Annotated in this window: 20 protein-coding genes; 3 read left to right on the forward strand and 17 right to left on the reverse strand. The window is 70.9% G+C overall.

The features are described from left to right. The first annotated feature begins 54 nt into the window (after window positions 1–54). Window positions 55–390, forward strand: a complete 336-nt coding sequence (locus MFF55_RS12875) for a hypothetical protein (protein WP_238244499.1) — start codon at window positions 55–57, stop codon at window positions 388–390. A 136-nt stretch (window positions 391–526) separates the two neighbouring features. Here the strand turns inward: MFF55_RS12875 and MFF55_RS12880 are convergent, their stop codons facing one another. From MFF55_RS12880 to MFF55_RS12950, 14 genes are all read right to left on the reverse strand, one after another. Beyond that, window positions 527–1,126, reverse strand: coding sequence for an SCO family protein (locus tag MFF55_RS12880; protein WP_238244500.1), 600 nt, complete (start codon window positions 1,124–1,126; stop codon window positions 527–529). Window positions 1,127–1,149: 23 nt separating this feature from the next. Next, on the reverse strand, window positions 1,150–1,800 hold the full coding sequence (locus MFF55_RS12885) for a phosphoribosylanthranilate isomerase (protein ID WP_238244501.1): 651 nt from the start codon (window positions 1,798–1,800) through the stop codon (window positions 1,150–1,152). A gap of 17 nt (window positions 1,801–1,817) precedes the next feature. Continuing rightward, entirely contained in the window at window positions 1,818–2,189 is a 372-nt protein-coding gene (locus MFF55_RS12890) for a lipopolysaccharide assembly protein LapA domain-containing protein (RefSeq protein ID WP_238244502.1), read from the reverse strand. A 22-nt stretch (window positions 2,190–2,211) separates the two neighbouring features. Next, complete coding sequence (gene ihfB / locus MFF55_RS12895; RefSeq protein WP_238244503.1) at window positions 2,212–2,523, reverse strand: integration host factor subunit beta; 312 nt, start codon at window positions 2,521–2,523, stop codon at window positions 2,212–2,214. Window positions 2,524–2,607: 84 nt separating this feature from the next. Further along, on the reverse strand, window positions 2,608–3,591 hold the full coding sequence (gene sppA, locus MFF55_RS12900; protein WP_238244504.1) for a signal peptide peptidase SppA: 984 nt from the start codon (window positions 3,589–3,591) through the stop codon (window positions 2,608–2,610). Window positions 3,592–3,921: 330 nt separating this feature from the next. Beyond that, window positions 3,922–5,646: a 30S ribosomal protein S1 gene (rpsA, locus tag MFF55_RS12905; protein WP_238244505.1), complete on the reverse strand. Its 1,725-nt coding sequence runs from the start codon at window positions 5,644–5,646 to the stop codon at window positions 3,922–3,924. 393 nt (window positions 5,647–6,039) lie between these two features. Beyond that, on the reverse strand, window positions 6,040–9,759 hold the full coding sequence (locus MFF55_RS26825) for an alkaline phosphatase (protein WP_283206737.1): 3,720 nt from the start codon (window positions 9,757–9,759) through the stop codon (window positions 6,040–6,042). Between the two features lie 388 nt (window positions 9,760–10,147). Then, window positions 10,148–10,702: a hypothetical protein gene (locus MFF55_RS12920; protein WP_238244506.1), complete on the reverse strand. Its 555-nt coding sequence runs from the start codon at window positions 10,700–10,702 to the stop codon at window positions 10,148–10,150. 224 nt (window positions 10,703–10,926) lie between these two features. After that, on the reverse strand, window positions 10,927–11,634 hold the full coding sequence (locus tag MFF55_RS12925; RefSeq protein ID WP_238244507.1) for a DUF1013 domain-containing protein: 708 nt from the start codon (window positions 11,632–11,634) through the stop codon (window positions 10,927–10,929). A gap of 182 nt (window positions 11,635–11,816) precedes the next feature. After that, entirely contained in the window at window positions 11,817–12,761 is a 945-nt protein-coding gene (locus MFF55_RS12930) for a ribose-phosphate pyrophosphokinase (protein ID WP_238244508.1), read from the reverse strand. Window positions 12,762–12,864: 103 nt separating this feature from the next. Continuing rightward, complete coding sequence (locus MFF55_RS12935) at window positions 12,865–13,092, reverse strand: DUF4170 domain-containing protein (RefSeq protein ID WP_238244509.1); 228 nt, start codon at window positions 13,090–13,092, stop codon at window positions 12,865–12,867. 156 nt (window positions 13,093–13,248) lie between these two features. Next, window positions 13,249–14,877, reverse strand: a complete 1,629-nt coding sequence (gene xseA, locus MFF55_RS12940) for an exodeoxyribonuclease VII large subunit (protein ID WP_238244510.1) — start codon at window positions 14,875–14,877, stop codon at window positions 13,249–13,251. Window positions 14,878–14,940: 63 nt separating this feature from the next. Beyond that, on the reverse strand, window positions 14,941–15,153 hold the full coding sequence (locus MFF55_RS12945) for a hypothetical protein (protein WP_238244511.1): 213 nt from the start codon (window positions 15,151–15,153) through the stop codon (window positions 14,941–14,943). Between the two features lie 84 nt (window positions 15,154–15,237). Beyond that, window positions 15,238–15,975 carry a hypothetical protein gene (locus tag MFF55_RS12950; RefSeq protein ID WP_238244512.1) on the reverse strand — a complete coding sequence of 246 codons (738 nt, stop codon included), beginning with the start codon at window positions 15,973–15,975 and terminating at the stop codon, window positions 15,238–15,240. A 139-nt stretch (window positions 15,976–16,114) separates the two neighbouring features. On the opposite strand from MFF55_RS12950, the gene purD reads away from it, so the two are divergent. Beyond that, complete coding sequence (gene purD, locus MFF55_RS12955) at window positions 16,115–17,395, forward strand: phosphoribosylamine--glycine ligase (RefSeq protein ID WP_238244513.1); 1,281 nt, start codon at window positions 16,115–16,117, stop codon at window positions 17,393–17,395. Between the two features lie 10 nt (window positions 17,396–17,405). Here the strand turns inward: purD and MFF55_RS12960 are convergent, their stop codons facing one another. From MFF55_RS12960 to otsB, 3 genes are all read right to left on the reverse strand, one after another. Continuing rightward, on the reverse strand, window positions 17,406–19,475 hold the full coding sequence (locus MFF55_RS12960) for a putative bifunctional diguanylate cyclase/phosphodiesterase (RefSeq protein ID WP_306421424.1): 2,070 nt from the start codon (window positions 19,473–19,475) through the stop codon (window positions 17,406–17,408). Window positions 19,476–19,622: 147 nt separating this feature from the next. Continuing rightward, entirely contained in the window at window positions 19,623–20,660 is a 1,038-nt protein-coding gene (locus tag MFF55_RS12965; protein ID WP_238244514.1) for a glucokinase, read from the reverse strand. An 87-nt stretch (window positions 20,661–20,747) separates the two neighbouring features. Next, window positions 20,748–21,491: a trehalose-phosphatase gene (gene otsB, locus MFF55_RS12970; RefSeq protein WP_373874801.1), complete on the reverse strand. Its 744-nt coding sequence runs from the start codon at window positions 21,489–21,491 to the stop codon at window positions 20,748–20,750. 130 nt (window positions 21,492–21,621) lie between these two features. On the opposite strand from otsB, the gene MFF55_RS12975 reads away from it, so the two are divergent. Continuing rightward, window positions 21,622–22,116 carry a DUF427 domain-containing protein gene (locus tag MFF55_RS12975; protein WP_238244516.1) on the forward strand — a complete coding sequence of 165 codons (495 nt, stop codon included), beginning with the start codon at window positions 21,622–21,624 and terminating at the stop codon, window positions 22,114–22,116. Window positions 22,117–22,173 lie beyond the last annotated feature (57 nt).

Raw genomic sequence — 22,173 nt, forward strand, 5'->3', positions numbered from 1 at the left:
CATTTGATTTTGCGCGCTACAACAAGGGCTTGGCTGCGACAGCGCACCCGCTGGATGAAGGGTTTTCTGCAGACGAGCTTCACGCACGGGCGCCGGCCGCGCGAGACCTTCCGCGAGCTCGGACCGCTCGGTGCCCTCTGCGCCCTCGCCCTCGTTCCGGGCACGGTGATCTCCGCCCTCCTCTACCCGTTCCTGATGCTCCCGGCTGCCTTCGCGCTGTGGCCCAGGCTCACGGCGCCGGACCCGGATTTCTGGGCGAACCTGCCCACGGGGACCTCGCTCACGATCTTCCTGGGCGGGTCCGTGGCGATGCTGGCGCCGGCGGCGCTCGGCTGCCTCCGCCGCGGCTGGCTGGACCTCCTGCCCTTCGTGGTCCTGCTGCCCTTCTAATTTCTGCTCGTCAGTCTCGCTGCCTGGCTCGGGGTGGTCGAGCTGATCCTGGCGCCCGACCGCTGGAACAAGACCGAGCACGGCCTCTCCCGCACCTCGCGCAGCGGGGCCCTGCGCGCGGCGGACGCCGCGAGCGTCAGAGCAGCTTCGCGAGCTCCGCCGCGCTCTGCTCAGGCGGGCGCATCAGGTTGAGCGCGGTGACGAAGCGGCTGCGGGCATCCATGATGTAGACGAGCGCCGTGTGCTCCATCGTGTAGCCCTCGCCCTTCGAGGGCACCTTGCGGGCATAGGCGCGAAACGCCTTCACGACCGAGGCGATCTCCTCCGGCGTGCCCGTCAGGCCGACGATGCGCGGATCGAAGCTGCCGAGATAGGTCTTCAGCGCGGCCGGCGTGTCGCGCTCCGGGTCCACGGCGATGAACAGGGCCCGCACGTCCCGGCCCCTGGGACCCATCGACTGGAGCACGTCGGTGATCTGCTGAAGCGTCGTCGGGCAGATGTCGGGGCAATGGGTGAAGCCGAAGAAGACGAGGTGGGGCCTGCCAGCGAAGTCACGCTCGGTGACGCGCTGTCCGTCCTGGTTCACCAGGCTGAAGGGGCCGCCGACGCCGCTCGGCGCCGCACCGTTGCGGCCCGGCCCCAGGGTGACGACGGCCGCCGCGATCAGCGCGACCAGGCCGACGCTGAACACGACGAGCGGCAGGATGAGGCGGCGCGTCCGGTCGGAGAGCGGCATGGCGATTCCTAGAGGGCAAAATCCTAGCGGGGCTGCGCGCGGACGGCGCCGACGAAGGCGGCGATCCGCTCCGGGTCCTTGAGGCCGGGACGGGTCTCGACGCCCGACGACACGTCGACGGCGCTCGCCCCCGTCACGGCCAGTGCGCGCGACACGTTGCTCGGAGTGAGGCCGCCCGAAAGCATGTAGGTCGAGGGCAGACCGGCCCCCGTCAGGAGGGTCCAGTCGAAGGCGGTGCCGTTGCCGCCGGGCAGCGCGGCCCCCGCGGGCGGCTTGGCGTCGAGGAGCAGACGGTCGGCGACGCCGGTATAGGTAGCAACCGTCTCAAGGTCGGCGCGGCTGGCGATCCCGAGCGCCTTCATGACGTGGCGACCGCTCGCCGCGCGAATGGCGGCCACGCGCGCCGGCGGCTCGCTGCCGTGCAATTGAACCCAGTCGGGATCGAGGGCTTCGCAGGCCGACGCGACGGTCTCGTCATCGGGATCGACGAGCAGCACCACGCGCTCGGCGCGTCCCCTCGCCTGCTGCGACAGCAGGCGGCCGTCCTCGAACGACACGTGGCGGGGGCTGCGCGCGAAGTGCACGAAGCCGACGAGCTCGGCACCGGAACTCAGCGCAGCATCGAGGGTCGCTGCCGTGCTCAGCCCGCAGATCTTCACGTGCACGGATGGCATGGATCGAAGGTGGGGCCTCAGCGCGGCGCCGGCAATGCGGCGCGATCGCTCCCGGCATAGGCGCCGTTCGGTCCCGCATGCATCGGTGCCGGCGCGTAGGTCTTCAGGCGGCTCGTCTCGCCCTCCAGGCGGCGGATCTCGCGGCGGCGCTCGCGGCTCTTGCGTCGGGTCTCCGCCTGGCCGAGCCAGGCGCCGATCCCGCCCACCACAATTCCGAGCGCGACCGCCGCGAACAGGATCGCGTAGAGCGGCAGGGTCACGCTGAAGGCCGGCGTGTCGGGGGCGAACGGGTCGAAGGACAGGCGCACCGCCTCGCGGTTCGCCACCGCGATCGCGACGACCAGGATCGCCACGGGGAGCAGCACCAGGCCCTTGAGGAAACGGATCATCGAAGCCCTCTCGTGAACTCGCTCATGACGCCGAAGGCTGCCCGTCGCCGATGCCGGCGTCGTTGAGGCGCTGGCGCATCTCCTTGCCGGTCTTGAACACGGGGATCGCCTTCTCGGACACGGCAACGGCCGCGCCCGTGCGCGGGTTGCGTCCCCGCCGTGCCTCGCGGCGCTTCACCGAGAAGGCCCCGAAGCCGCGCAGCTCGACCCGGTCGCCCCGCGCCAGCGCATCGGCGATGGTGTCGAGGATCGCGTTCACGATCGTCTCGACGTCGCGCTGGTAGAGGTGCGGGTTCTGCTCGGCGATCTTCAGCACGAGCTCCGACTTGATCATGGGGCTGACTTCCCGAGGCGCTTGCGAAGAGAGATCATGCGAGGGGACCTTGCGAGGAACCTTGGCGGAACGCGAAGCCGCGGCTCAGCGCGGATCGGCCGGCCCCGGGCGCCACAGCGCCAGGAGGCCGCCACGGGCCACGCCCGCGGTCTCGTCACTGAGCGCGCGCAGGCTCGCGCTCAGGTCGTCCAGGCCGAGGAGCTGCGCACCGGTGCCGAGGGCCGACCAGAGCCGGAAGTCGTTCTCCGCTTTCGGCTTCCAGTCGCGCACCGGCAGGCCCTTGGTCACGCCCCGCTGGTTCTCGAGCCAGGCGATCGCCTGCCGCTCCGCCCCGAGCTCGTCGACGAGCTTGAGGGGCAGGCTCTGGCGGCCACTGAAGACGCGTCCGTCGGAGACCGTGGCGAGCTCCTTCTCGTCCAGCTTGCGCCGGTCGGCGACGAGGCCCTTGAACCAGGCGAAGGTGTCGCCGACGACCGCCGCCAGGGCCGCGCGGGCCTCCGGCGAGGTCGGGGTGAAGCCCGACGGCTCGGCCTTGAGCGGCGCCGACTTCACGGATTCGACCTTGACCCCGACCTTGTCGAGGAGGCCCGAGACGTCGGGATACTGGAACAGCACGCCGATGGAGCCGATCAGCGCCGTCTCGCGGGCGACGATATGATCGGCGGCGATCGCCGCGATATAGGCGCCCGAGGCCGCCGTGCCGTCGACGAAGGCGACCATCGGCTTCTTCTCGGCGAGCCCGCGCAGGGCGCGGTGAAGCTCCTCCGAGCCGGTCGTGGTGCCGCCGGGCGAGGAGATCGACACGACGACGCCCTGGACGGCGCCGGCGTCGCGGACCCGCTCGATCAGCTTCGTCGTGGCCTCGCTGCCCGCGATGAAGCCCCCGACCGAGATCCGCGCGATCTGCGGCCGCACGGCACCGAAGCCCACCGTGTCGGCGCCGACACGGGCGCGGTAGCCGACCGCACCGATCGCGACGACGAGACCGCCGATCCCGAGCACGCGCCAGAGCGAGAGCTTTCGGCGCAGGCGCCGGCGATCGATCAGGAGTTCGGCGTCGGCTGCCATCGGATCGGTTCACTCCCGCATTCCGACCCGAGAGAGGGCCGGCGCTGTTCTTGTCCCGTCGTTGTCCCACACAAGCCGAGGCTTTGCACCAGGGCGTCGCTCCAGGAGCAAGTCCTTGGTCCGTATGGGCTTGCGGGCCGGGACGGGATCGCGACGCGTATCTAGCGCCGGCCACCGGGGACCGGCAAGGGGCGACCTGCGAGGGAGGGCGCCAGCGCGGTGCCGATCGTGTGAACCTGCCGCCGGAAACGAAGACGCCCGCGCAGGACGAGATCCTGCGCGGGCGCGATGATGTCGTTGCTGTCGCCTACCGGGGCGACGGCGGTGAGGCTATTCCTCGTCCTTGTCGTCGCTGGTGCGGGCCTTCTTGAAGGCCGCGCCCAGGATCTCGCCGAGCGAGGCGCCCGAATCGGCGGAGCCGAACTGGGCCATCGCCTCCTTCTCCTCGGCCATTTCGAGGGCCTTGATGGAGAGCTGGACCCGGCGGACCTTGCGGTCGAACTGGATCACGCGGGCGTCGAACTTCTCGCCGGCGGCGAAGCGCTCGGGGCGCTGATCGCTGCGGTCGCGGGCGAGCTCGGCCCGGCGGATGAAGGTGGTGAGATCCGTGTCGACGATCTTCACGTCGACGCCCGAATCCTTCACCTCGACCACCTCGCAGGTCACGATCTGACCCTTCTTGAGCTCGCCGGCCTCCGCGAAGGGATCGCCGCCGAGCTGCTTCACGCCGAGCGAGATGCGCTCCTTCTCGACGTCGACGTCGAGGACCTGGGCGCGCAGCATGTCGCCCTTCTTGAACTCCTCGATGACCTGCTCGCCGGGGCGGTTCCAGTCGAGATCCGACAGGTGGACCATGCCGTCGACGTCGCCCTCGAGCCCGATGAACAGGCCGAACTCGGTCTTGTTCTTGACCTCGCCCTCGACCTCGGAGCCGACGGGATGCTTCTCGGCGAAGGCCTCCCACGGGTTCTGCAGGGTCTGCTTGAGGCCGAGCGAGATGCGGCGCTTGACCGGATCGACCTCGAGGATCTGCACTTCCACTTCCTGGGAGGTGGAGACGATCTTGCCGGGATGGACGTTCTTCTTGGTCCAGCTCATCTCGGAGACGTGGATCAGCCCCTCGATCCCCGGCTCCAGCTCCACGAAGGCGCCGTAATCGGTGATGTTGGTGACGCGGCCCTTGATCTTGGCGTCGACCGGGTAGCGCTGGGCGATGCCCTCCCACGGATCGGCCAAGAGCTGCTTGATGCCGAGCGAGATGCGGTGGGTCTCGTGGTTGATCTTGATGATCTTGACCTTGACCGTCTGCCCGATGGTGACGACCTCGGACGGATGGTTGACGCGGCGCCAGGCCATGTCGGTGACGTGGAGCAGGCCGTCGATGCCGCCGAGGTCGACGAAGGCGCCGTACTCGGTGATGTTCTTGACGACGCCGTCGATGACCTGACCCTCTTCGAGGTTGGCCACGAGCTCGGAGCGCTGCTCGGCGCGGCTCTCTTCGAGGACGGTGCGGCGCGAGACGACGATGTTGCCGCGGCGGCGATCCATCTTGAGGATCTGGAAGGGCTGCGGCGTGCCGAGCAGCGGGGTCACGTCGCGCACGGGGCGGATGTCGACCTGGGAGCGCGGCAGGAAGGCCACGGCGCCGTCGAGGTCGACGGTGTAGCCGCCCTTGACCTGGTTGAAGATCGCGCCGGTGACGCGCTCGTTGGCCTCGAAGGCCTTCTCGAGCTTGACCCAGCTCTCCTCGCGGCGCGCTTTGTCGCGCGAGATGACGGCCTCGCCGAGCGCGTTCTCGATGCGGTCGACATAGACCTCGACCTCGTCGCCGACGGCGAGATCGCCTTCGCGGCCGGGGCCGTTGAATTCCTTGAGGGCGACACGGCCTTCGGTCTTGGCGCCGATGTCGATGACGGCGACGTCCTTCTCGATCGCGACGACGCGACCCTTGACGACGGAGCCTTCGGTGATCTCGTGCTCGAGGAAGCTCTCCTCGAGGAGAGCCGCGAAATCGTCGCGGCTCGGGTTACGCTGCAGGGCGCTACCAGCGGTCATTCTGTCTCCTGACAGGCCTCCTCGGAGGCCGGCATCGGCGGCTCGTGTGACGGGGCACCCTCGGCGATCGCCGCCCGGGGTCCTTGAACCCAACGGGCCTAACTCCCTGAGGGAGGGCCGACGCAGTCTCAACGATGGTCGAGGGCCATTCCTTCCCGGGCGATCACCGCGGACTTTGAGTCCGAGCCTGATCGTATCCGGTCGAGGAACGGCGGGTGCATAGCCGATCGCAGGGCCGCGGGCAACCGCAGCGCGCCGGCCGGATCGTGTCGTCAGGTTTCCCCGGCGCCCCAACGGGATGCACAGCGAGGAAAAACGGCCGCGAAGCGATTCGCGGCCGGTCCGGCAACTCGACGATGTCCCGCGACCGATCGGGTCGCGGGCTCGTCGTCCTCAGCCGACGTTGCCGGCGCCGAAGGTGGTGTCGGCTTGAGCCGAGCGGCCCTCGTAGAGGCCGAATTGCAGGTAGTGGGTCATGGGGTCGATGCCCGCCGCCCGAACATCCGCGTTCGCCGCCAGGTAGGCGCTCGTGTCGAAGCCGGTGGAGGGATCGCGCCCCTCGCGGAAGCCGAACTGCGTGTAGTGCGTCAGCGGGTTCACGCCCGCGGTGCGCACATCGGCATAGGCGGCCAGGTACCCGTCGGTGTCGAAGATCGCGTTGGCGTCGCGTCCCTCGCGCGCGCCGAAGTTGGTGAAGTGGTCGCGGGCGAAGGCGAAGCCGTCGCCGCCCGCCGTGATGGCGGCGCGCGCCACGTCGGGGTTGGACAGCAGGTAGAACTCGGCGTCGAAGCCGCGGGCTGACCCGATCTCGCCGGCACGACCCACGGCGGCGTTGATGGCGCGGCCTTCGGACTGGCCGAACTCGAGGTAGTGGGCGAGCGGGTTGACGTTGGCCGCGCGCACGTCGGCGTTGCGGGCGAGGTAGCCCTGCGTGTCGAAGGCCGCCCCCGGATCGCGGCCCTCGCGGAAGCCGAACCCCTCGTAGTGGGTGAGCGGGTTGAGGCCGGCGGCGCGCACGTCCGAGTTGGCGGCGAGGTAGCCGGTGGTGGAGAAGAAGGCGTTCGGATCGCGGCCCTCGCGGAAGCCGAACTGCGCGTAGTGCGTGTCGGGATCGACGCCGGCCGCGACCACGTCGGGGTTGCGGATCGCGTAGAACAGGTCGTCGACGAGCGGCGCGCCGTCGGCGTTGTCGAGGGTGCGGTCCGTGAACTGGATCTGCTCGATGCCGCGGACCGTGTCGCTGCCCTCCGGCCCGACGATCGTGAAGCCGCCATTGGCGGCGACGCCCACGGAGGCCGCCGAGAGGGCGAAGTTGAAGATCACCCGGTCGGTGCCCGTGCCGCCGTCGAAGACGTCGTCGCCGGCGCCCCCGATGAAGCTGTCGTTGCCGGCCCCACCGGAGAGGCGGTCGTTGCCGCCGCCGCCGACGAGAAAGTCGTTGGCGGTGCCGCCGCTCACGCTGTCGTCGCCGGCGCCGGCATTGAAGTAGTAGGGCCGCGCAGGCTGGATCGCCGTCAGGATGTCGTTGCCGGCGGTGCCGAGGGTGACGACCTCGAAGGCGTCGCCGCGCTGCACGCCGGAGACGAGGTCGCGCACGTCGAAGGTGGTCCCGGCCGCGGCAACGAAGCTGGTGCCCTCGTCGTCGAAGCGGCTGACGGCACCGGCGAGCGCATCACCGGCGCCTTCCGCCTGGAGGCGGACGGCGAGGCCGCCGTCCTGCGGCGCGGGGCCGGCGGCGTCGCTGGCATTGCCGTTGCCGACCTGGGCCGAGACGAAGCTCAGGCGGATCTGCCCGGCCGCCGCGGCGGAGACGTTGACGACGTCCGCGCCCTCGCCGAGATTCACGCTGTCGGTCTCGTCCGTCGAGACGTTGAAGATCGCCGTATCGTTGCCGGCCCCGCCCGTGATCGTGTCGTTGCCCGCCCCGCCGATGAAGCCGTCGTCCCCGGCCCCGCCCGAGAGCGTATCGTTGCCGGCGCCCCCGACGAGGAAGTCGTTGGCCGCGCCGCCGGTCACCGTGTCGTTGCCCTGCCCGGCGTTGAAGTAGGTCGCGCGCTGCGGCTGGGCCGTGGTCGCCGCGGGCACCGTGAAGGTGTCGTTGCCCGCGGTGCCGAGCGTGACCACCTGGAACTGGTCGCCGCGCGCGACGCCGCTCACGAGGTCGCGCACGTCGAAGGTGAGCCCGTTCGTCGCGGCGACGAAGCTGATGCCCTCGTCGTCGTAGCGGCTGACCGGGCCGGTGAGCACGTCGCCCGCGGCCTCGGCCTGGAGGCGGACGGCGAGGCCGCCGTCCTGGTTGGCCATGGTGTTGGTGTCGACCGTGGACCCGTTGCCCACCTGCGCCGAGGTGAAGGTGAGGCGGGTCTGGCCGGCTCCGGCCGCCGAGACGTTGACGATGTCGGTGCCCTCGCCGAGGTCGGTGCGATCCGCGCCGTCCGTCGCGACGTTGAAGAAGGCCGTGTCGTTGCCGGCGCCGCCCAGCACGGCGTCGTCGCCGACGCCACCGGAGAGCACGTCGTTGCCCGCCTCACCGATGAGGGTGTCGTTGCCGCCGCGGCCGTCGAGGAAGTCGTTGCCGGCAAGTCCGTTCAGCGCCTCGCCGGCGTCGCTGCCGAACAGGGCGTTGTTTCCGGCATCGACCGCCGTCGCGTTGAGGCGGACCTGCGCCTGCAGGAAGTCGCCGAGCTCGGCCTCGTCGGTGAAGTTCCGGCCCGACCCGATCCGCTGCCCCTGCGCGTTGGTGAAGGCGTCGACCTGGTCCGCGAGCGAGGGGATCAGCGAGGCGCCGGCGCCCGCCGCGAAGAGCGGGATGATCTGGTTCGAGTGGTTGCCGCTGAAGAAGCGGAATTCCGGCACGCCGTCGCCGTTCCGGTCGGGCTGGACCGGCTGGTAGGGGATCGTCGCGCCCTCCGGCCCGAACAGCAGGTGGTCGTGATCGGCCGTCACGATGAGGAGCGTGTCCTCGAAGGTCGCGCGGCTCGTCGGCGAGTTGATCCAGTCGACGACCGTCCGGACCGAGTTGTTGAACTCGATGTATTCCTCGATCATCCGGCCGAGGTTGTTGGCGTGCATCGCGCGGTCGACGGCGCCGCCCTCGATCGAGAGGTAGAGGCCGTCGGGATCGACGTTGAGCCGGTTGAGCGCGGCGAGCGACAGCTCGGAGAGCGTCGGCGAGGTTTCGAGACGCGGCACGCTGAACGGGATTTCCGTCGTGTTCGGGGCGCTGGCCCCGTCGCGGTTGAAGTTGCTCGAGGTGAAGGCCTGGGTGATCATCGCCAGGCGCTCGGTCGTCGGCGTGCCGGAGCCCGCGGTCTGGATCGCGGCGCGGTCCTGCAGCAGGTTCCAGCTCTGGCCGTCGAGGGAGCGGAAGGTGTCCGCCCGCAGCGAGTTCCAGAGGTCGGCCCCGATCCATTGATAGTCCGGGGTCGTACGCAGGCGGCCGTTGTCGTTGTAGTCCGGGTTGCCGGTGCCGGCGATGACGTCGAGGGTGCCCGACGCGAACATCTCCTGGGCGATCTGGTTCGCGTTCGCGCGGGCGATGTTGTGCGCGCCGCCCGTGGCGGCCGGGGTCGCGTCGCTGAACTGCACGGTGGAGACGACGCCCGTCGCGCGGCCGAGCTGATGGAACTGCTCGGCGATCGAGAACAGCGGCTCGCCCGCTCCGTCGACGTCGATGGCGTTGTTGTAGGTCTTCTCGCCCGTGGCGATGGACGAGGCCGTGTTGCCCGAATCCGGGTAGGTGCGCCGGTGGAACTCGTAGCCCTCGAAGCCGCGCGGATAGGTGACCTGGAAGCCGCCATTGTTCACGGTGTCCGAGCCGGCGACCGGCCGGAAATCGTAGTTCTTCGCCGGGTCGTAGACCACGTCCGGGTTCTGGGCGGTCCCGGTCTCGCCCGGGATCGGCGTCGTGCGGGTATCGAGCGGGTGGACCGACTGCGCGGTGGCGACGAAGCCGGCGCCGTCGGCCACGAGCGTCCGCCCGGCGGCGCCGGCCCGTGGATCGCCCTCGGCCAGCCCCTGCAGATAGAGCCGCGTCGCCTCCAGCGTGTTGTAGCCGGCGCCGTCGGCGATCATCACGATCACGTTTCTGATGGGGCTGGCAGTCGAGGCCATGACGGGTGATTTCCTCTGAGGGCAGGCGCAGGCCGCCGTCAGGCGGCCGTCTGTCGCGGGCGGGGAGCGTTTCGAAGGTTTTTGGGCAGGGGAGCGGACGGCTGGTCGGACATCCCGACTCGATGCATCGAGTCGCTCGTCTTCCTGCTCAAGCTATTACCCGGCGCTTTGCGACACTGTTGTGAACGCTTTTTTAACCTAATACTGTGTTACAATATTTCATTGCAAGTTCTTCGCCGTTTGGAAAGAACTTCGTCATCCGGCTCGCGCGTATTACGAGGGTCTGATTGCGATGCGCATCGATCCTCGGAAGCGGATTTCGACAGCTGACCGCGCGCCGTCACGCGGAGCGCCCGGCTTCGGTTCGTCGAGAACGATCAGGTGCGGCTCACAGAGGCGGGGCGTCGATGTCCGCGTTCCGGAGCCAGACCGCGGAGGCGACGGCCAGCGGCTGCAGCGGCAGGGTCACGCGGCCGTGGTGCCTGGCCCACAATTCGATGCCGGTGAACCGGACCTCGCGGATCGAGAGCCAGGCGCCGAAGGGGAAGGTCGCGTCGGTCCCCTGCCCCGGCCCGAAGCATTCCTCGAAGGCGAGCGGGTCGACCATGATCTGATCGTATTTCTGCAGGTGCTCGGCCATCGGGACCTTGGAGCGGAACAGGACCCGATCCCGGTGGTACGAGGAGAAGCAGGGCTCGTACTCGGTGAGCGTGACCCAGAGCTTGCCGCCGATGCGCAGGTAGGGCGGGTTCGGGCCGGCATCGCTGAAGTTCATCGGGCTCCAGCCCGCCTCGACCATCAGCGAATCGGCGAGCGTCACGGGCTCGCCCACCACCCGCCGGGCGGGCATCTCCCAACCGTCGAGGTCCGGTAAGGCTCCGGATCCCGATGGGCCCTGGAAATCGCGGACCTGAATGTCGGCGTCCGTGCTGGGAGAGGTCATGAGCCGCCCGTAATCGTCGTCCTCGCCAATCGAGACGGGAAGATTATTGACGATTTTTCCGGTCTTGGCGACTGCGGAACGGGTGCTTTCGATGCTGCGATGCAGCGCAGATCTTCGAACGGCCAAGCTTACGCCTCGGACGAGCCCTCAGATCTGAGCCGATACTGTCGATCCCTCGCCCGGCATCAGCCTGGAGACCCGCTTCCGTTCCCGGGATCGGTGCCTCACTCCTCCTCGTCCTCCGCCTGGCGCATGCCCTTGAGCTTGGCGAAGACCGAGTCGACGTTGAGCTTCTCGTCGCGGCTCGCGCGGTGGTGCTCCTCGTTCTCGTCCGGCTCCGGCGCGGTCGAGATCTCGGTGGGCAGGAGCGTCGCGCCGGTCTCGGCCGGCACCAGCGCCGGACGGTCCTTGGCGGCGCGCTGCACCTCGAAGTCGAGGTCGATCTGCGTGCAGAGGCCGAGCGTCACCGGGTCGAGGGGCTGCAGCGAGCCGGAATTCCAGTGCGTGCGGTCGCGGATCTGCTGGATCGTCGACTTGGTGGTGCCCACCAGCCGGATGATCTGCGCGTCCTTGAGCTCGGGGTGGTTGCGCAGAAGCCAGAGGATGGCGTTCGGCCGGTCCTGGCGGCGCGAGAGCGGGGTGTAGCGCGGGCCCTTGGTGGTGCGCTTCACCTCGGGCAGCTTCACCTTCGAGACCGCGACCTTGAGCTTGTAGTCCGGGCTCTTCTGCGCCTTCTCGATCTCGTCGCGGGTGAGCTGGCCCGTGGTGATGGGATCGAGCCCCTTGATCCCGGCCGCGACCTCGCCGTCGGCGATGCCCTTCACCTCGAGCGGGTGGAGCTTGCAGAAATCGGCGATCTGCTCGAAGGCGAGCGAGGTGTTCTCGACCAGCCACACGGCGGTGGCCTTGGGCATCAGCGGACCCTGGGACATGACTTTGCGCGGCTCCAACCTTCGCGCGGACGGGCGGGGCCGGGCATCGGTCCGCGGGCTCCGGATGGATCGATCCGGATGTCCCGTCTCACGCTGTCAAATGGGGATGCAGGCTTATAGGCGCGGGTGGAGGCGGGCGCAATCGGTGTCCTGCGCCATGATCCTGGAGTCAGGGCACGATCTCAGGCGAACAGGCTCGACACGCTCGATTCCGTCGCCGTCCGGCCGATCGCCTCGCCGAGCAGCGGCGCGATCGTGGCCACCCGGATGTTGCGGGCGAGCTTGACGGCCTGGGTCGGCTGGATCGAGTCCGTGATGACGAGCTCCTTCATCCGCGAGGCGGCGATGCGGGAGACCGCGCCCCCCGAGAGGACCCCGTGCGTGATGTAGGCCGAGACGTCCTTCGCGCCGGCATTCAGCAGCGCCTCGGCGGCGTTCACCAGGGTGCCGCCGGAATCGACGATGTCGTCGACGAGGATGCAGGAGCGGCCCTCGACCTCGCCGATGATGTTCATGACCTCGGATTCGCCGGGGCGCTCGCGGCGCTTGTCGACGATGGCCAGCGTCGCGTCGATGCGCTTGGCGATGGCGCGCGCCCGCACCACGCCGCCGACATCGGGCGAGACCACCATCCACTCCTTCGGGTCGAGGCGCTCCTTGATGTCGCGCACGATGACGGGGGCGGCGAAGAGGTTGTCCGTCGGGATGTCGAAGAAGCCCTGGATCTGGCCGGCATGGAGGTCGAGCGTCATGACGCGGTCGGCGCCGGCCTCGGTGATGAGGTTGGCGACGAGCTTGGCGGAGATCGGGGTGCGACCCGAGGTGCGCCGGTCCTGCCGGGCATAGCCGAAATAGGGGATCACCGCCGTGATGCGCCGCGCCGAGGAGCGCCGCGCGGCGTCGATCATGATCAGCAGCTCCATCAGGTGGTCGTTGGCCGGAAACGACGTCGACTGGACGATGAAGACGTCCTCGCCGCGCACGTTCTCCTGCAGCTCGACGAAGATCTCCATGTCCGCGAAGCGCCGCACCATGCAGCGGGCGAGCGGCAATTCGAGATAGGCCGCAATGGCTTCGGCCAGCGGGCGGCTCGCGTTGCCGGCGACGATCTTGATCGAGGATTTCATGCCGGGGCCTTCATGCCAGGGTCCTGAACGCCTGACGGCTCGCGCTCATACCAGTGGCGCCGGGGTGTCACAATGCCTTCACGGAGGGGGTGCCCCGGCCCGCTCACGGCTCCAGCAGCCGGTGCAGGTGGACGATGAAGTAGCGCGTCTGGGCGCTGTCCACCGTGGCCTGGGCCTTGGCCTTCCAGGCCACCTGCGCGGAGGCGTAGTCGGGGAAGATCCCGACGATGTCGAGGCCCTTCACGTCGCGGAAGTGGACGCCGTCCAGGTTCTCGAGCTCGCCGCCGAAGACGAGGTGGAGCCGCTGCCCGCTGTCGATCGTGGTCGTCATGTGGTCCGCCCCCGGAGTCCCGCACCAGGCCTGCCCGAGGCAGGAGCCGTGCCGCGCCGGTGCGGTCGCAAACGCCGCGGCGCGCGTCAAGCCGGGTGGTGCGCGGAGGTCAAAGGGGGTCGTCTATTCCCGAGGTCGACCCGCCACGGAAGGCCCTCAGCCGTCGAACAGCGAGCCCTGGCCCGCGCCCTGGAGGCCGGCCGGCATCTTGCCCCGCTTGGCCCGGGCGCCGGCGAGTCCCTCGCGGACCGCGCCCGGCGCGTCGCCGCCATCGGCATGCACCGCGACCGTCCCGTCGGCGAATTGCAGGGCCAGCGCCTGGCCCCCGGCGACGGCGCGCGCGTTGCGCACCGGATCGCCGGCGGCGTCGCGCACCAGCGCGTAGCCCCGGGCGAGGACGGCGCGATAGCTGAGCGAGCCGAGCAGCGCGCCCAGGCCCGCCAGTCTCGTCCGCCGGCGCTCGGAGAGGCGCGTGGCGGCCCGCCCCAGGCGGCCGTGCAGGGAGGCGAGCCGGTCGGCGGCGCGGACGTTCTCCGCCCGCGCCCGGCTCAAGGTGGTGTCGCGCCCCACGACGAGGCGCCGCCCGAGCTGGGCGAGGACGTCGCCCCGGCGGAGCGCGTAGTTCGTCACGGCGGTGCGCGGGCGGTGGTCGATCTGGGCGAGGCGGGCCCGTGCCCGGGCGACGACGAGGGCCGGCGGGTGGCGGCCGAAGCGTTCCAGCAGCCGCCCGAACCGCGCCCGGAAGGCGCGGGCGTTGGCGGCAAGCGCCGGCATCAGGCGCGCCTCGGCGAGGTCGAGCCGCTGGCGCTTGCCCGCGAGGAAGGCGTCGGCGCCCGGCATCGCCCGCACCAGGGCGCGCAGGTCGGAGCGCTCGCGCTCGACCCGCCGGGCCGCGGCCTCGCGCCCGCGCCGGCCGAGCTCGTCCACCTCGGCGACGAGGTCGGCGCGCACGGGCACCGCCATCTCGGCGGCACCGGTGGGGGTCGGCGCGCGGCGGTCGGCGACGAAATCGATGAGCGTGGTGTCGGTCTCGTGGCCCACCGCCGAGATCAGCGGGATGGTGCTCACGGCCGCCGCGCGCAGCACGATCTCCTCGTTGAAGGCCCAGAGATCCTCGATGGAGCCGCCGCCGCGGGCCACGATGATCACGTCGGGCCGCGGGATCTTTCCGCCGACCTTGAGCGCGTTGAAGCCCTGGATGGCCGCGGCGATCTCCTCGGCCGCTCCCTCCCCCTGCACCCGGACCGGCCAGACCAGCACGGGCCGCGGAAACCGGTCGGCCAGCCGGTGCAGGATGTCCCGGATCACGGCCCCGGTCGGCGAGGTCACGACGCCGACGACCCGCGGCAGGTAGGGAATCGGGCGCTTGCGCTCGGCGGCGAACAGGCCCTCCGCCGCGAGCAGGCGCTTGCGCTCCTCGAGCAGCGCCATCCAGGCGCCGATGCCGGCGGGCTCCAGGGTCTCGACGACGATCTGGTAGGAGGACTTGCCGGCAAACGTCGTGATCCGGCCGGTGGCGACGACTTCGAGGCCCTCCGCCGGCTTCTGGCGCAGCCGGTTGAAGGTGCCCTTCCAGACGACGGCGTCGATCCGGGCCGTGCCGTCCTTGAGGGAGAAATAGGCGTGGCCGGAGCCGTGCTGGCCGCGATAGCCGGAGATCTCGCCGCGCAGCCGGACATGCCCGAAGGCGTCCTCCAGCGTCCGCTTCAGGGCGGAGGCGAGATCGCCCACCGACCATTCGGGCGCGTTCGTCACGGTCGTCGCGGGCGGGGGAACGAGGGGCATGGCGGCGGACGCTAGTGCCGCGCCCGGCCGAGGTAAAGCGGGCGGCCTAAACGCCGGTGGGCTTCAGGACAGCATCGTCAGGATGAGGGCGAAGGAGACGAGCGGCACGACGCCGAGCGCTGCGGCCCAGTGCCAGAAGCCGGGGCTTCCGAGACGTCGGTTGTCGTTGCTGGCGTGGGGATGGTGCCGGCCGCTCTGGAGGTAGCGCGACAGCCGAAGCCCCTGCCCGGTGGCCGGGAACGTCGAAGACAGGTTCGAGCGGCGACATCCGGGCATAGCAGGGAACAACAACCTCGGAGGCCGGACCGTTCCGCGAATTCTGCAAAAACCGTCCGCTGTCGGACACTTCGCGCGGTCGCCTCACCAGAGCGAGAATTCCGTCGCGAAATCCGTCGTCTTCAAGCGGCTGCAGGCCCCCGGGTCGACCCGGCAATCGACACCCGGCGCCAGGGTGATCTCGCCCGCCTCGCCGCGCTCGAAGCGCAGCCGCACCGGCTCCTCGTCGGCCTTGGCGTAGGCGAAGCTGACCTTGACCCGTACAGAGTCGAAGGCGGCCCGGTCGGCGTAGAAGATGAGGTCGCGCGAGACCGCCTCCCCCGGATTGAGGTCGGAGGGCTGGGCCGGCCCATCGGTGGCCCCGGCGAACAGCACGCCCTGGCGCAGGATCACCGCGCCGGGATCGGACAGGCTGTAGCCGCGCGCCTCCTCGATCGTGCTCGCGGGCGCGGCCGGCTTGCCGACGGGCGCCGCCTCCGCGGCCTCCGGCGCGAAGCGCGCCTTGATCCCCACGACGTTGTAGGTGAGGCCGAGCACCCGCACGCCGGTTTGGCCGACATTGGTGCGGGTCACGGTGGATCGGATCGCGACGCGCTCGCCCCGCTCGCCCGCCTTGACGAGGTTCGTCGTCACCGAGACCGCCGGCGGGGCCAGGCCCGGCTTGATCCGCGCCTCGTAGATGAAGGTGTAGACCGCCCAGGCGCCGGCCGCGACGATGGCGAGCGTCTGCGTCCAGCTGCTGAGCGCGGCGGCGTCGAACCGGCTGCCGGGCTCCCGCGCCTCCCCTGCCCCCTCGGACGGGGCCCGATCCCTGGCTTGCATCGGCCCTCCTCGCCCGCGCCGGTTCCGGCGCCTGCCCCTGCGACAGCGCGCGAAGCGCAGGGCCGTTCCCCAGGAAGGGAGGCCGCGCGCGTCCCGCCGGTCTTTTCAAGCCGGCGGTTTTGGGGAACACCGTGGCTTCATGAAGATCCTCCTGATCGGCTCCGGCGGGCGCGAGCATGCCCTGGCCATGGCGCTCGCCAAGAGCCCGCTCTGCGACCGCCTGTTCATCGCGCCCGGCAATCCCGGGACGGCCGAGCACGGCGAGAACCGCCCGGACCTCAAGGTCGGCGATCACGCGACTGTCTGCGACTTCTGCCGGGCGGAGGAGATCGGCCTCGTCGTCGTCGGGCCGGAGGCGCCGCTGGTGGCCGGGCTCGTCGACGATCTCGCCGCCGCCGGTATCCGCGCCTTCGGCCCGACGAAGGCCGCCGCCCGGCTCGAAGGCTCGAAGGGCTTCACCAAGGAGCTCTGCGCCGAATACGGCATCCCGACCGCGGGCTTCGCGCGGTTCTCGGGCCTTGGCCCCGCGCTGGCCCACCTCGCGGCGCAGGGCGCGCCGATCGTGGTCAAGGCCGACGGGCTCGCCGCCGGCAAGGGGGTCGTCGTGGCCGAGACCCTCGACCAGGCCGAGACCGCGGTGCGGTCCATGCTCGCCGAGCCCGGCGCCGAGATCGTGATCGAGGAATGCCTGTTCGGCGAGGAGGCGAGCTTCTTCGCGCTCTGCGACGGCACCCGCGCCGTGCCGATCGGGACGGCGCAGGACCACAAGCGCGTCTTCGACGGGGACCGCGGCCCCAATACCGGCGGCATGGGCGCCTATTCCCCGGCGACGATCCTGACCCCGGAGATCGAGCGCACGGTGATGGAGACGATCATCGCGCCGACGCTGGCCGGCATGCGGGCCCGGGGCACCCCGTTCACGGGCATCCTCTATGCCGGGCTGATGCTGACCGAGGCCGGGCCGAAGCTCATCGAGTACAACACGCGCTTCGGCGATCCCGAGGCGCAGGTGCTGATGCCCCGCCTCGCCTGCGACCTCGTCCCCGCCCTGATCGCCGCCTGCGACGGCGACGTCTCCGGCGCCGAGATCCGGTTCGACGAGCACCGGGCCGCGCTCACCGTGGTCATGGCGGCGGCGGGCTACCCGGGCACGGTGGTGCGCGGCTCGACCATCCGCGGCCTCGACGCGGCCTCCGACGATTCCGTCATCGTCTACCAGGCCGGCACCCGCGCGGAGGGCGGCCGGCTCGTGGCCGATGGCGGGCGGGTGCTGGCCGTCACCGGGCTCGGGGAGAGCATGATGACCGCCCAGGCCCGCGCCTACGCCGCCATCGCCCGGATCGACTGGCCGGAGGGCTTCTGCCGGCGCGACATCGGCCGGCGCGCGGTCGCCCGCGAGGTCGCCGGCGGCGGGATCTGAGGGCGTCGCCTCAGGCGGCCCGCAGCAACCCGGCCGGCACCCCCGCCAGCATCGCCGCGATCTCGGCGACCGGCCGGGGCGGGCTGAACAGGAAGCCCTGCATCTCGCGGCAGCCCTCGGCGCGCACGATGGCGAGCTGCTCCTCGGTCTCGATGCCCTCGACCAGCGTCGCGATGCCGAGGCTCGTGCCCAAGATGATGATGGCCCGCATGATCGCCCGTGCATCCGGGCTGGTCGCGGCGTCGCGCACGAAGGAGCGGTCGATCTTGATCTTGTCGAAGGGAAACCGGCGCAGGTAGCTGATGCTCGAATAGCCCGTGCCGAAATCGTCCATCGAGATGCGCAGGCCGGTCCGGCGCAACTGGTGCAGGGTCTCGAGGCTCGTCGCGGTGTCGTCGAGCAGCACGCTCTCGGTGATCTCGAGCTCCAGTCGTCCCGCGGCCAGGCCGCTCGCCGCGAGCGCGCCCAGCACGGTCCCCGCGAAATCCCGGTTGCGCAGCTGCAGGGGCGAGACGTTGACGGCGACGCTGATCCCGTCCGGCCAGTCCGCGGCGTCCCGGCAGGCCTGTTGGAGAACCCAGGCGCCGAGGGGCACGATGAGCCCGGTCTCCTCCGCCACCGGGATGAAGGCGGCCGGGCTGACCAGCCCGCGCTCCGGATGGCGCCAGCGCACCAGCGCCTCGAACCCCTTGATGCGGTCGCGCTCGAGGTCGACCAGCGGCTGGTAGTGGAGCTCGAGCTGCCCGAGGGCGACCGCTTCGGCGAGATCCCGCTCGAGGCTGCGGCGTTGCCGGGCGCTCTCGTCCATCTCGGGCTCGAAGCATCGGCAGGTCCCCGCGCCCTCCGCCTTGGCGTGGCCGAGCGCCAGGTCGGCGTTGCGCAGGAGCGCGTCGACGTCCGAGTTCCCGGCCAGGGCGAAGCCGACGCTGGCGCCGATCGCGACCTCCTGGCCGGAGAGGTCGTAGGGCGCGCCGATCAGGGCGGCGAGGCGCCCGGCCACGACCATGCCTGCCTCCGTATCCGCCACCCGCTGCAGGACGGCGAACTCGTCCGCCCCGAGCCGCGCGACGGCGCCCGCGCCGCGGACATTCGCCCGCAGCCGATCGGCCACCGCCTGCAGGAGCGCGTCGCCGGCGCCGTGGCCGTAGCTCTCGTTGACGAGCTTGAACCGGTGGATGTCGATGCAAAAGGCGGCGAGCCGGTCGCCCGCCTCTCCCTTCCGCCGCCCCTGCCGGATCATCTCGGTCCCGGCCTCGCGCAGGGCGGCGCGGTTGGGCAGGTCCGTGAGCGCGTCGTGGCGGGCGAGGTGCGCGATGCGCGCCTCGTTCTCGTGCCGCTCGGTCACGTCCTCGAAGGTCGCGACCCAGCCCCCGCCGGACATCGGGCGATGGGTGACGGCGACGATGCGGCCGTCGGCGAGCTCGCGCATCACGGGCGCGGTGCGGCTCGCGTCGAGGGAGGCGCGGGTGCTGTCGCACAGGCTCTTGACGGTGGCGCCCCGGCGGTAGCGCTTGCGCGCGACCAGGGTCGCGACGATCTCCCGCTGCGTCATCCCGATGCGCAAGGCATCCGGAGGCAGCCGGAAGATCTCGCAATAGCGATGGTTGAACACGACGAGCCGGCTCTCGGCATCGAACATGCACAGGCCCTGGCTCATGTTCTCCAGGGCGGCGTCGAAGCGGCGGTTCTGTTCGAGGAGCTGCGCGTTCGTACCCCGCAGCTCCGCGAGCGCCTCGGCGAGGGCGGTGCGGGTCCGGTTCTGGGCGGTGACGTCCACGCCGACGCCGCGATAGCCGAGCCATCGGCCGTCGGGGGCGAATCGCGGCTCGCCGCTGACTCGGAACCAGCGTCTGCCGCCGTCGGGATGATCGTAGGGATAGGTGAAGTCGCGGAGCATCCCGCGGGCCGCCACGGCCTCGCGATAGGGGCGCCAGAAATCCGCCTCGCCCGCATTCGCGGCGATCGATTCGCGCGATTGCCCGATCAGGGCCGAGGCACGGCAGCCGAAGAACGCCTCGGCGCTCGGCGAAACAGTAGGTGAAGTGCAGATCGGTCCCGGTTTCCCAGAACCAATCCGCAGTCACCTGCGAGAGTTGTTCAAGCGCCCGCGTCGGCATCGGTCCACCGGCTTCGTTGCGGCGAACCTGAACTGCTCCAAGTTAATTTTCGCTGTATAGCCCAATATTTGAGCAAATGCCGACGCTTTCGGCGAGCCAACAATCCTGGGCTATAGCCGCTCCGCCGCGTGCCAGGATTGTCCGTGGTAAACAAAGATTTCCGGTCGACTTGCAAGGGCGGCAAGACCCGTCAGCGCCGGGTCGTGCACCGCGATGACGCTGGTGGGAATCGCGCGCATCTCCGCGGCGAAGGGCGCCTTGCGCTCGAAGGCCTCGCGGAAGCCGCCGCGCCCGAGCACGGGTAGGATGCGGGGCGCGATGCCGCCGCCGATATAGACCCCGCCCGTGGCGAGGAAGGTCAGGGCCAGGTCGCCGCAGACCCGGCCGAGCAGCTTGGCGAAGAGGCCGAGGGCCTCGGCCGCGTGCGGGTCCTCGCCCGACAGGCCCCGCTCGGTGACGAGGGCAGGGTCGAGACGGGGCTCGCCGCGACCCGACCGCGCACGGGCCACGGCCGCGTGCAGGCGCGAGAGACCCGGGCCGGACAGAACCGTCTCGACGGTGATCCGGCCCTCCACGGGCTCGATGAAGGGCCAAACCTCGAAGTCTGCCGCGTCGGCGGGGCCGAATTCCGTGTGTCCCGCCTCCGTCGAGACGATCGCGAGGCGGTCGGCGTAGGGCACCAGGGCGGCGGCACCGAAGCCGGTGCCGGGCCCGAGGACGAGGCGGGCGCCGTTGCCCGCCGCGCGAGCCGGCCCAATCGGCGTCAGGGCCTCGGGCGCGAGCCAGGCCGCACCCGCCGCGACGGGCACGTAATCGTTGACGACGACGGCCCGCGACAGCCCGAAATCGCGCCCGATCCGCGCGCCCTCGATGATCCAGGCGGCGTTGGTGAGCTGCACCGCCGGCCCGTCGACGCGGGCGGCGACGGCCAGGATCGCCGAGCGCGGGGCCGGCCCTTCCGCCCGCGCCAGCACCGCCCGGATCGCGGTGCTCGGGTCCGGGTACCCGGCGGTCTCGACATGGGCGAGCAGCAGGGGCGCCGCCTCGGGAGCGGCGACGAGGCCGAACCGGGCGTTGGTCCCGCCGATATCGCCGACGAGGACGGGGTACTCGAATCGCGATGACGCCGCCTTGAGCACATCCACCATGGGCAAATCCACTTTCGGCAAGCCGCTCCGCGCGCCGGAATCCGGCGATGCTCCAAATCTTAAATGAGGCTCCGGGACCGGTCGACCTCAGGCCGGCGGCAGCGCGTCGGGCGCGATCGGCGCCCCGTCGGCCCAGCCGTAGAGCAGGGCCCGGACCGCCTCCGGATTGCCGAGCCGCCGCGTCGCGATGGTCTCGGCCGCGCCGATCCGGACGCTGATGCCGCCATCCGCGTTGACCGTGGCGAAGGCCTTCTCGTCGGTGAGGTCGTCGCCGAAGAAGACGGCGCGGCGTCCCGCATAGGGAGGCTCGGCCGAGAGGCCCCGGATGGCGGCGCCCTTGGTCGCGGAGGCCGGCACGATCTCGCCGACCGCCTTGCCGAGCTGCAGCCTGTAGGCGCCGCCGAGCTCGGCCGCGACGGCCTTCACGGCGGCCTCGGCGCGCTCCGCGTCGGACGGCGTGGCGAGGCGCCAATGCACGGCGACCGAGGCGCCTTTGTCCTCGATCAGGACCGCGCCGAGACCCTCGACCGCGGCGTGCAATTGCGGGATGCGCGCGCGCAGGTCCGGGTGGTCCTCGGCCTGGCCGCCGCTGACATGGCTCCCGAGCCTGCGCTCGACGCCGTGCAATCCGGCCACATCGAAGCGGGCGGGCGCGAGGAAGTCGTCGATGACCGCGATCGGCCGGCCGGTGACGATGGCGAGCGCGCCGCCGAGCCGCACCCTCAGCCGTTCGAGGGCGGGCACGAGGTCCGGGTCGACGCGGACCTGGTCGGGCGTCGGCGCGATCTCGACGAGGGTCCCGTCGAAATCGAGGAAGAGGGCGAAATCGATGGGGTCGCTCACGCGGTCATCCTCGGGCCGGCCTGTTCGAACGGGCCTCGCGCTACCACGGCGTGCGGCGGGCGCAAACGGGTTCGCCGCCCTAATTGCGACGCGAGCCGTCACGCGACCCCGAGGCACCATGCATCCGAGATCCCTGCCAGCCGGCCCCGGCCAGGAGAGCGTCTGGGATTATCCGCGCCCGCCTCGGCTGGAGCCGGTGCCGCAACGCCTGCGCGTGGTCTTCGCGGGCGAGACCCTCGCCGAGACGCGGGCGGGTTACCGCGTCCTCGAGACCAGCCACCCGCCGACCTACTACTTCCCGCCCTCCGACGTCGCGGCGGCCCTGCTCGGCCCCGCGCGCCGGGCCGGCATCTGCGAGTGGAAGGGCCGTGCCGTCCTCCACGACGTCGCCGCCGGCGCCCGTCGCGCGGAGGGCGCCGCCTGGGCCTATCCCGACCCGACGCCCGGGTTCCGGGCGATCGCGGGCTACCTCGCCTTCTACGCCGGGCCGATGGATGCCTGCCTCGTCGGCGAGACCCGGGCCGAGCCGCAACCCGGCGGCTTCTACGGCGGCTGGATCACGCCGGGCATCGTCGGCCCCTTCAAGGGCGGCCCGGGGACGATGGGGTGGTGACTCTCGCCCTTGGCCCTGCGCGGCTGCGGGATTAGACGCAGGTCGAGAGACGCACAG

This window comes from Methylobacterium iners, from assembly GCF_022179305.1.
In the GTDB taxonomy this organism is placed as follows: domain Bacteria; phylum Pseudomonadota; class Alphaproteobacteria; order Rhizobiales; family Beijerinckiaceae; genus Methylobacterium; species Methylobacterium iners.

Excerpts from the sequence above, each read along its gene's own strand:
- MFF55_RS12880 (WP_238244500.1), bottom strand. The coding sequence starts at position 1,126 with ATGCCGCTCTCCGACCGGACGCGCCGCCTCATCCTGCCGCTCGTCGTG.
- MFF55_RS12890 (WP_238244502.1), bottom strand. The coding sequence starts at position 2,189 with ATGATCCGTTTCCTCAAGGGCCTGGTGCTGCTCCCCGTGGCGATCCTG.
- MFF55_RS12875 (WP_238244499.1), top strand. The coding sequence starts at position 55 with ATGAAGGGTTTTCTGCAGACGAGCTTCACGCACGGGCGCCGGCCGCGC.
- sppA (WP_238244504.1), bottom strand. The coding sequence starts at position 3,591 with ATGGCAGCCGACGCCGAACTCCTGATCGATCGCCGGCGCCTGCGCCGA.
- MFF55_RS12935 (WP_238244509.1), bottom strand. The coding sequence starts at position 13,092 with ATGACGACCACGATCGACAGCGGGCAGCGGCTCCACCTCGTCTTCGGC.
- purD (WP_238244513.1), top strand. The coding sequence starts at position 16,115 with ATGAAGATCCTCCTGATCGGCTCCGGCGGGCGCGAGCATGCCCTGGCC.
- MFF55_RS12965 (WP_238244514.1), bottom strand. The coding sequence starts at position 20,660 with ATGGTGGATGTGCTCAAGGCGGCGTCATCGCGATTCGAGTACCCCGTC.
- MFF55_RS12975 (WP_238244516.1), top strand. The coding sequence starts at position 21,622 with ATGCATCCGAGATCCCTGCCAGCCGGCCCCGGCCAGGAGAGCGTCTGG.
- MFF55_RS12950 (WP_238244512.1), bottom strand. The coding sequence starts at position 15,975 with ATGCAAGCCAGGGATCGGGCCCCGTCCGAGGGGGCAGGGGAGGCGCGG.
- MFF55_RS12925 (WP_238244507.1), bottom strand. The coding sequence starts at position 11,634 with ATGTCCCAGGGTCCGCTGATGCCCAAGGCCACCGCCGTGTGGCTGGTC.
- MFF55_RS12945 (WP_238244511.1), bottom strand. The coding sequence starts at position 15,153 with ATGCCCGGATGTCGCCGCTCGAACCTGTCTTCGACGTTCCCGGCCACC.
- MFF55_RS26825 (WP_283206737.1), bottom strand. The coding sequence starts at position 9,759 with ATGGCCTCGACTGCCAGCCCCATCAGAAACGTGATCGTGATGATCGCC.
- xseA (WP_238244510.1), bottom strand. The coding sequence starts at position 14,877 with ATGCCCCTCGTTCCCCCGCCCGCGACGACCGTGACGAACGCGCCCGAA.
- rpsA (WP_238244505.1), bottom strand. The coding sequence starts at position 5,646 with ATGACCGCTGGTAGCGCCCTGCAGCGTAACCCGAGCCGCGACGATTTC.
- MFF55_RS12920 (WP_238244506.1), bottom strand. The coding sequence starts at position 10,702 with ATGACCTCTCCCAGCACGGACGCCGACATTCAGGTCCGCGATTTCCAG.
- MFF55_RS12930 (WP_238244508.1), bottom strand. The coding sequence starts at position 12,761 with ATGAAATCCTCGATCAAGATCGTCGCCGGCAACGCGAGCCGCCCGCTG.
- ihfB (WP_238244503.1), bottom strand. The coding sequence starts at position 2,523 with ATGATCAAGTCGGAGCTCGTGCTGAAGATCGCCGAGCAGAACCCGCAC.
- MFF55_RS12885 (WP_238244501.1), bottom strand. The coding sequence starts at position 1,800 with ATGCCATCCGTGCACGTGAAGATCTGCGGGCTGAGCACGGCAGCGACC.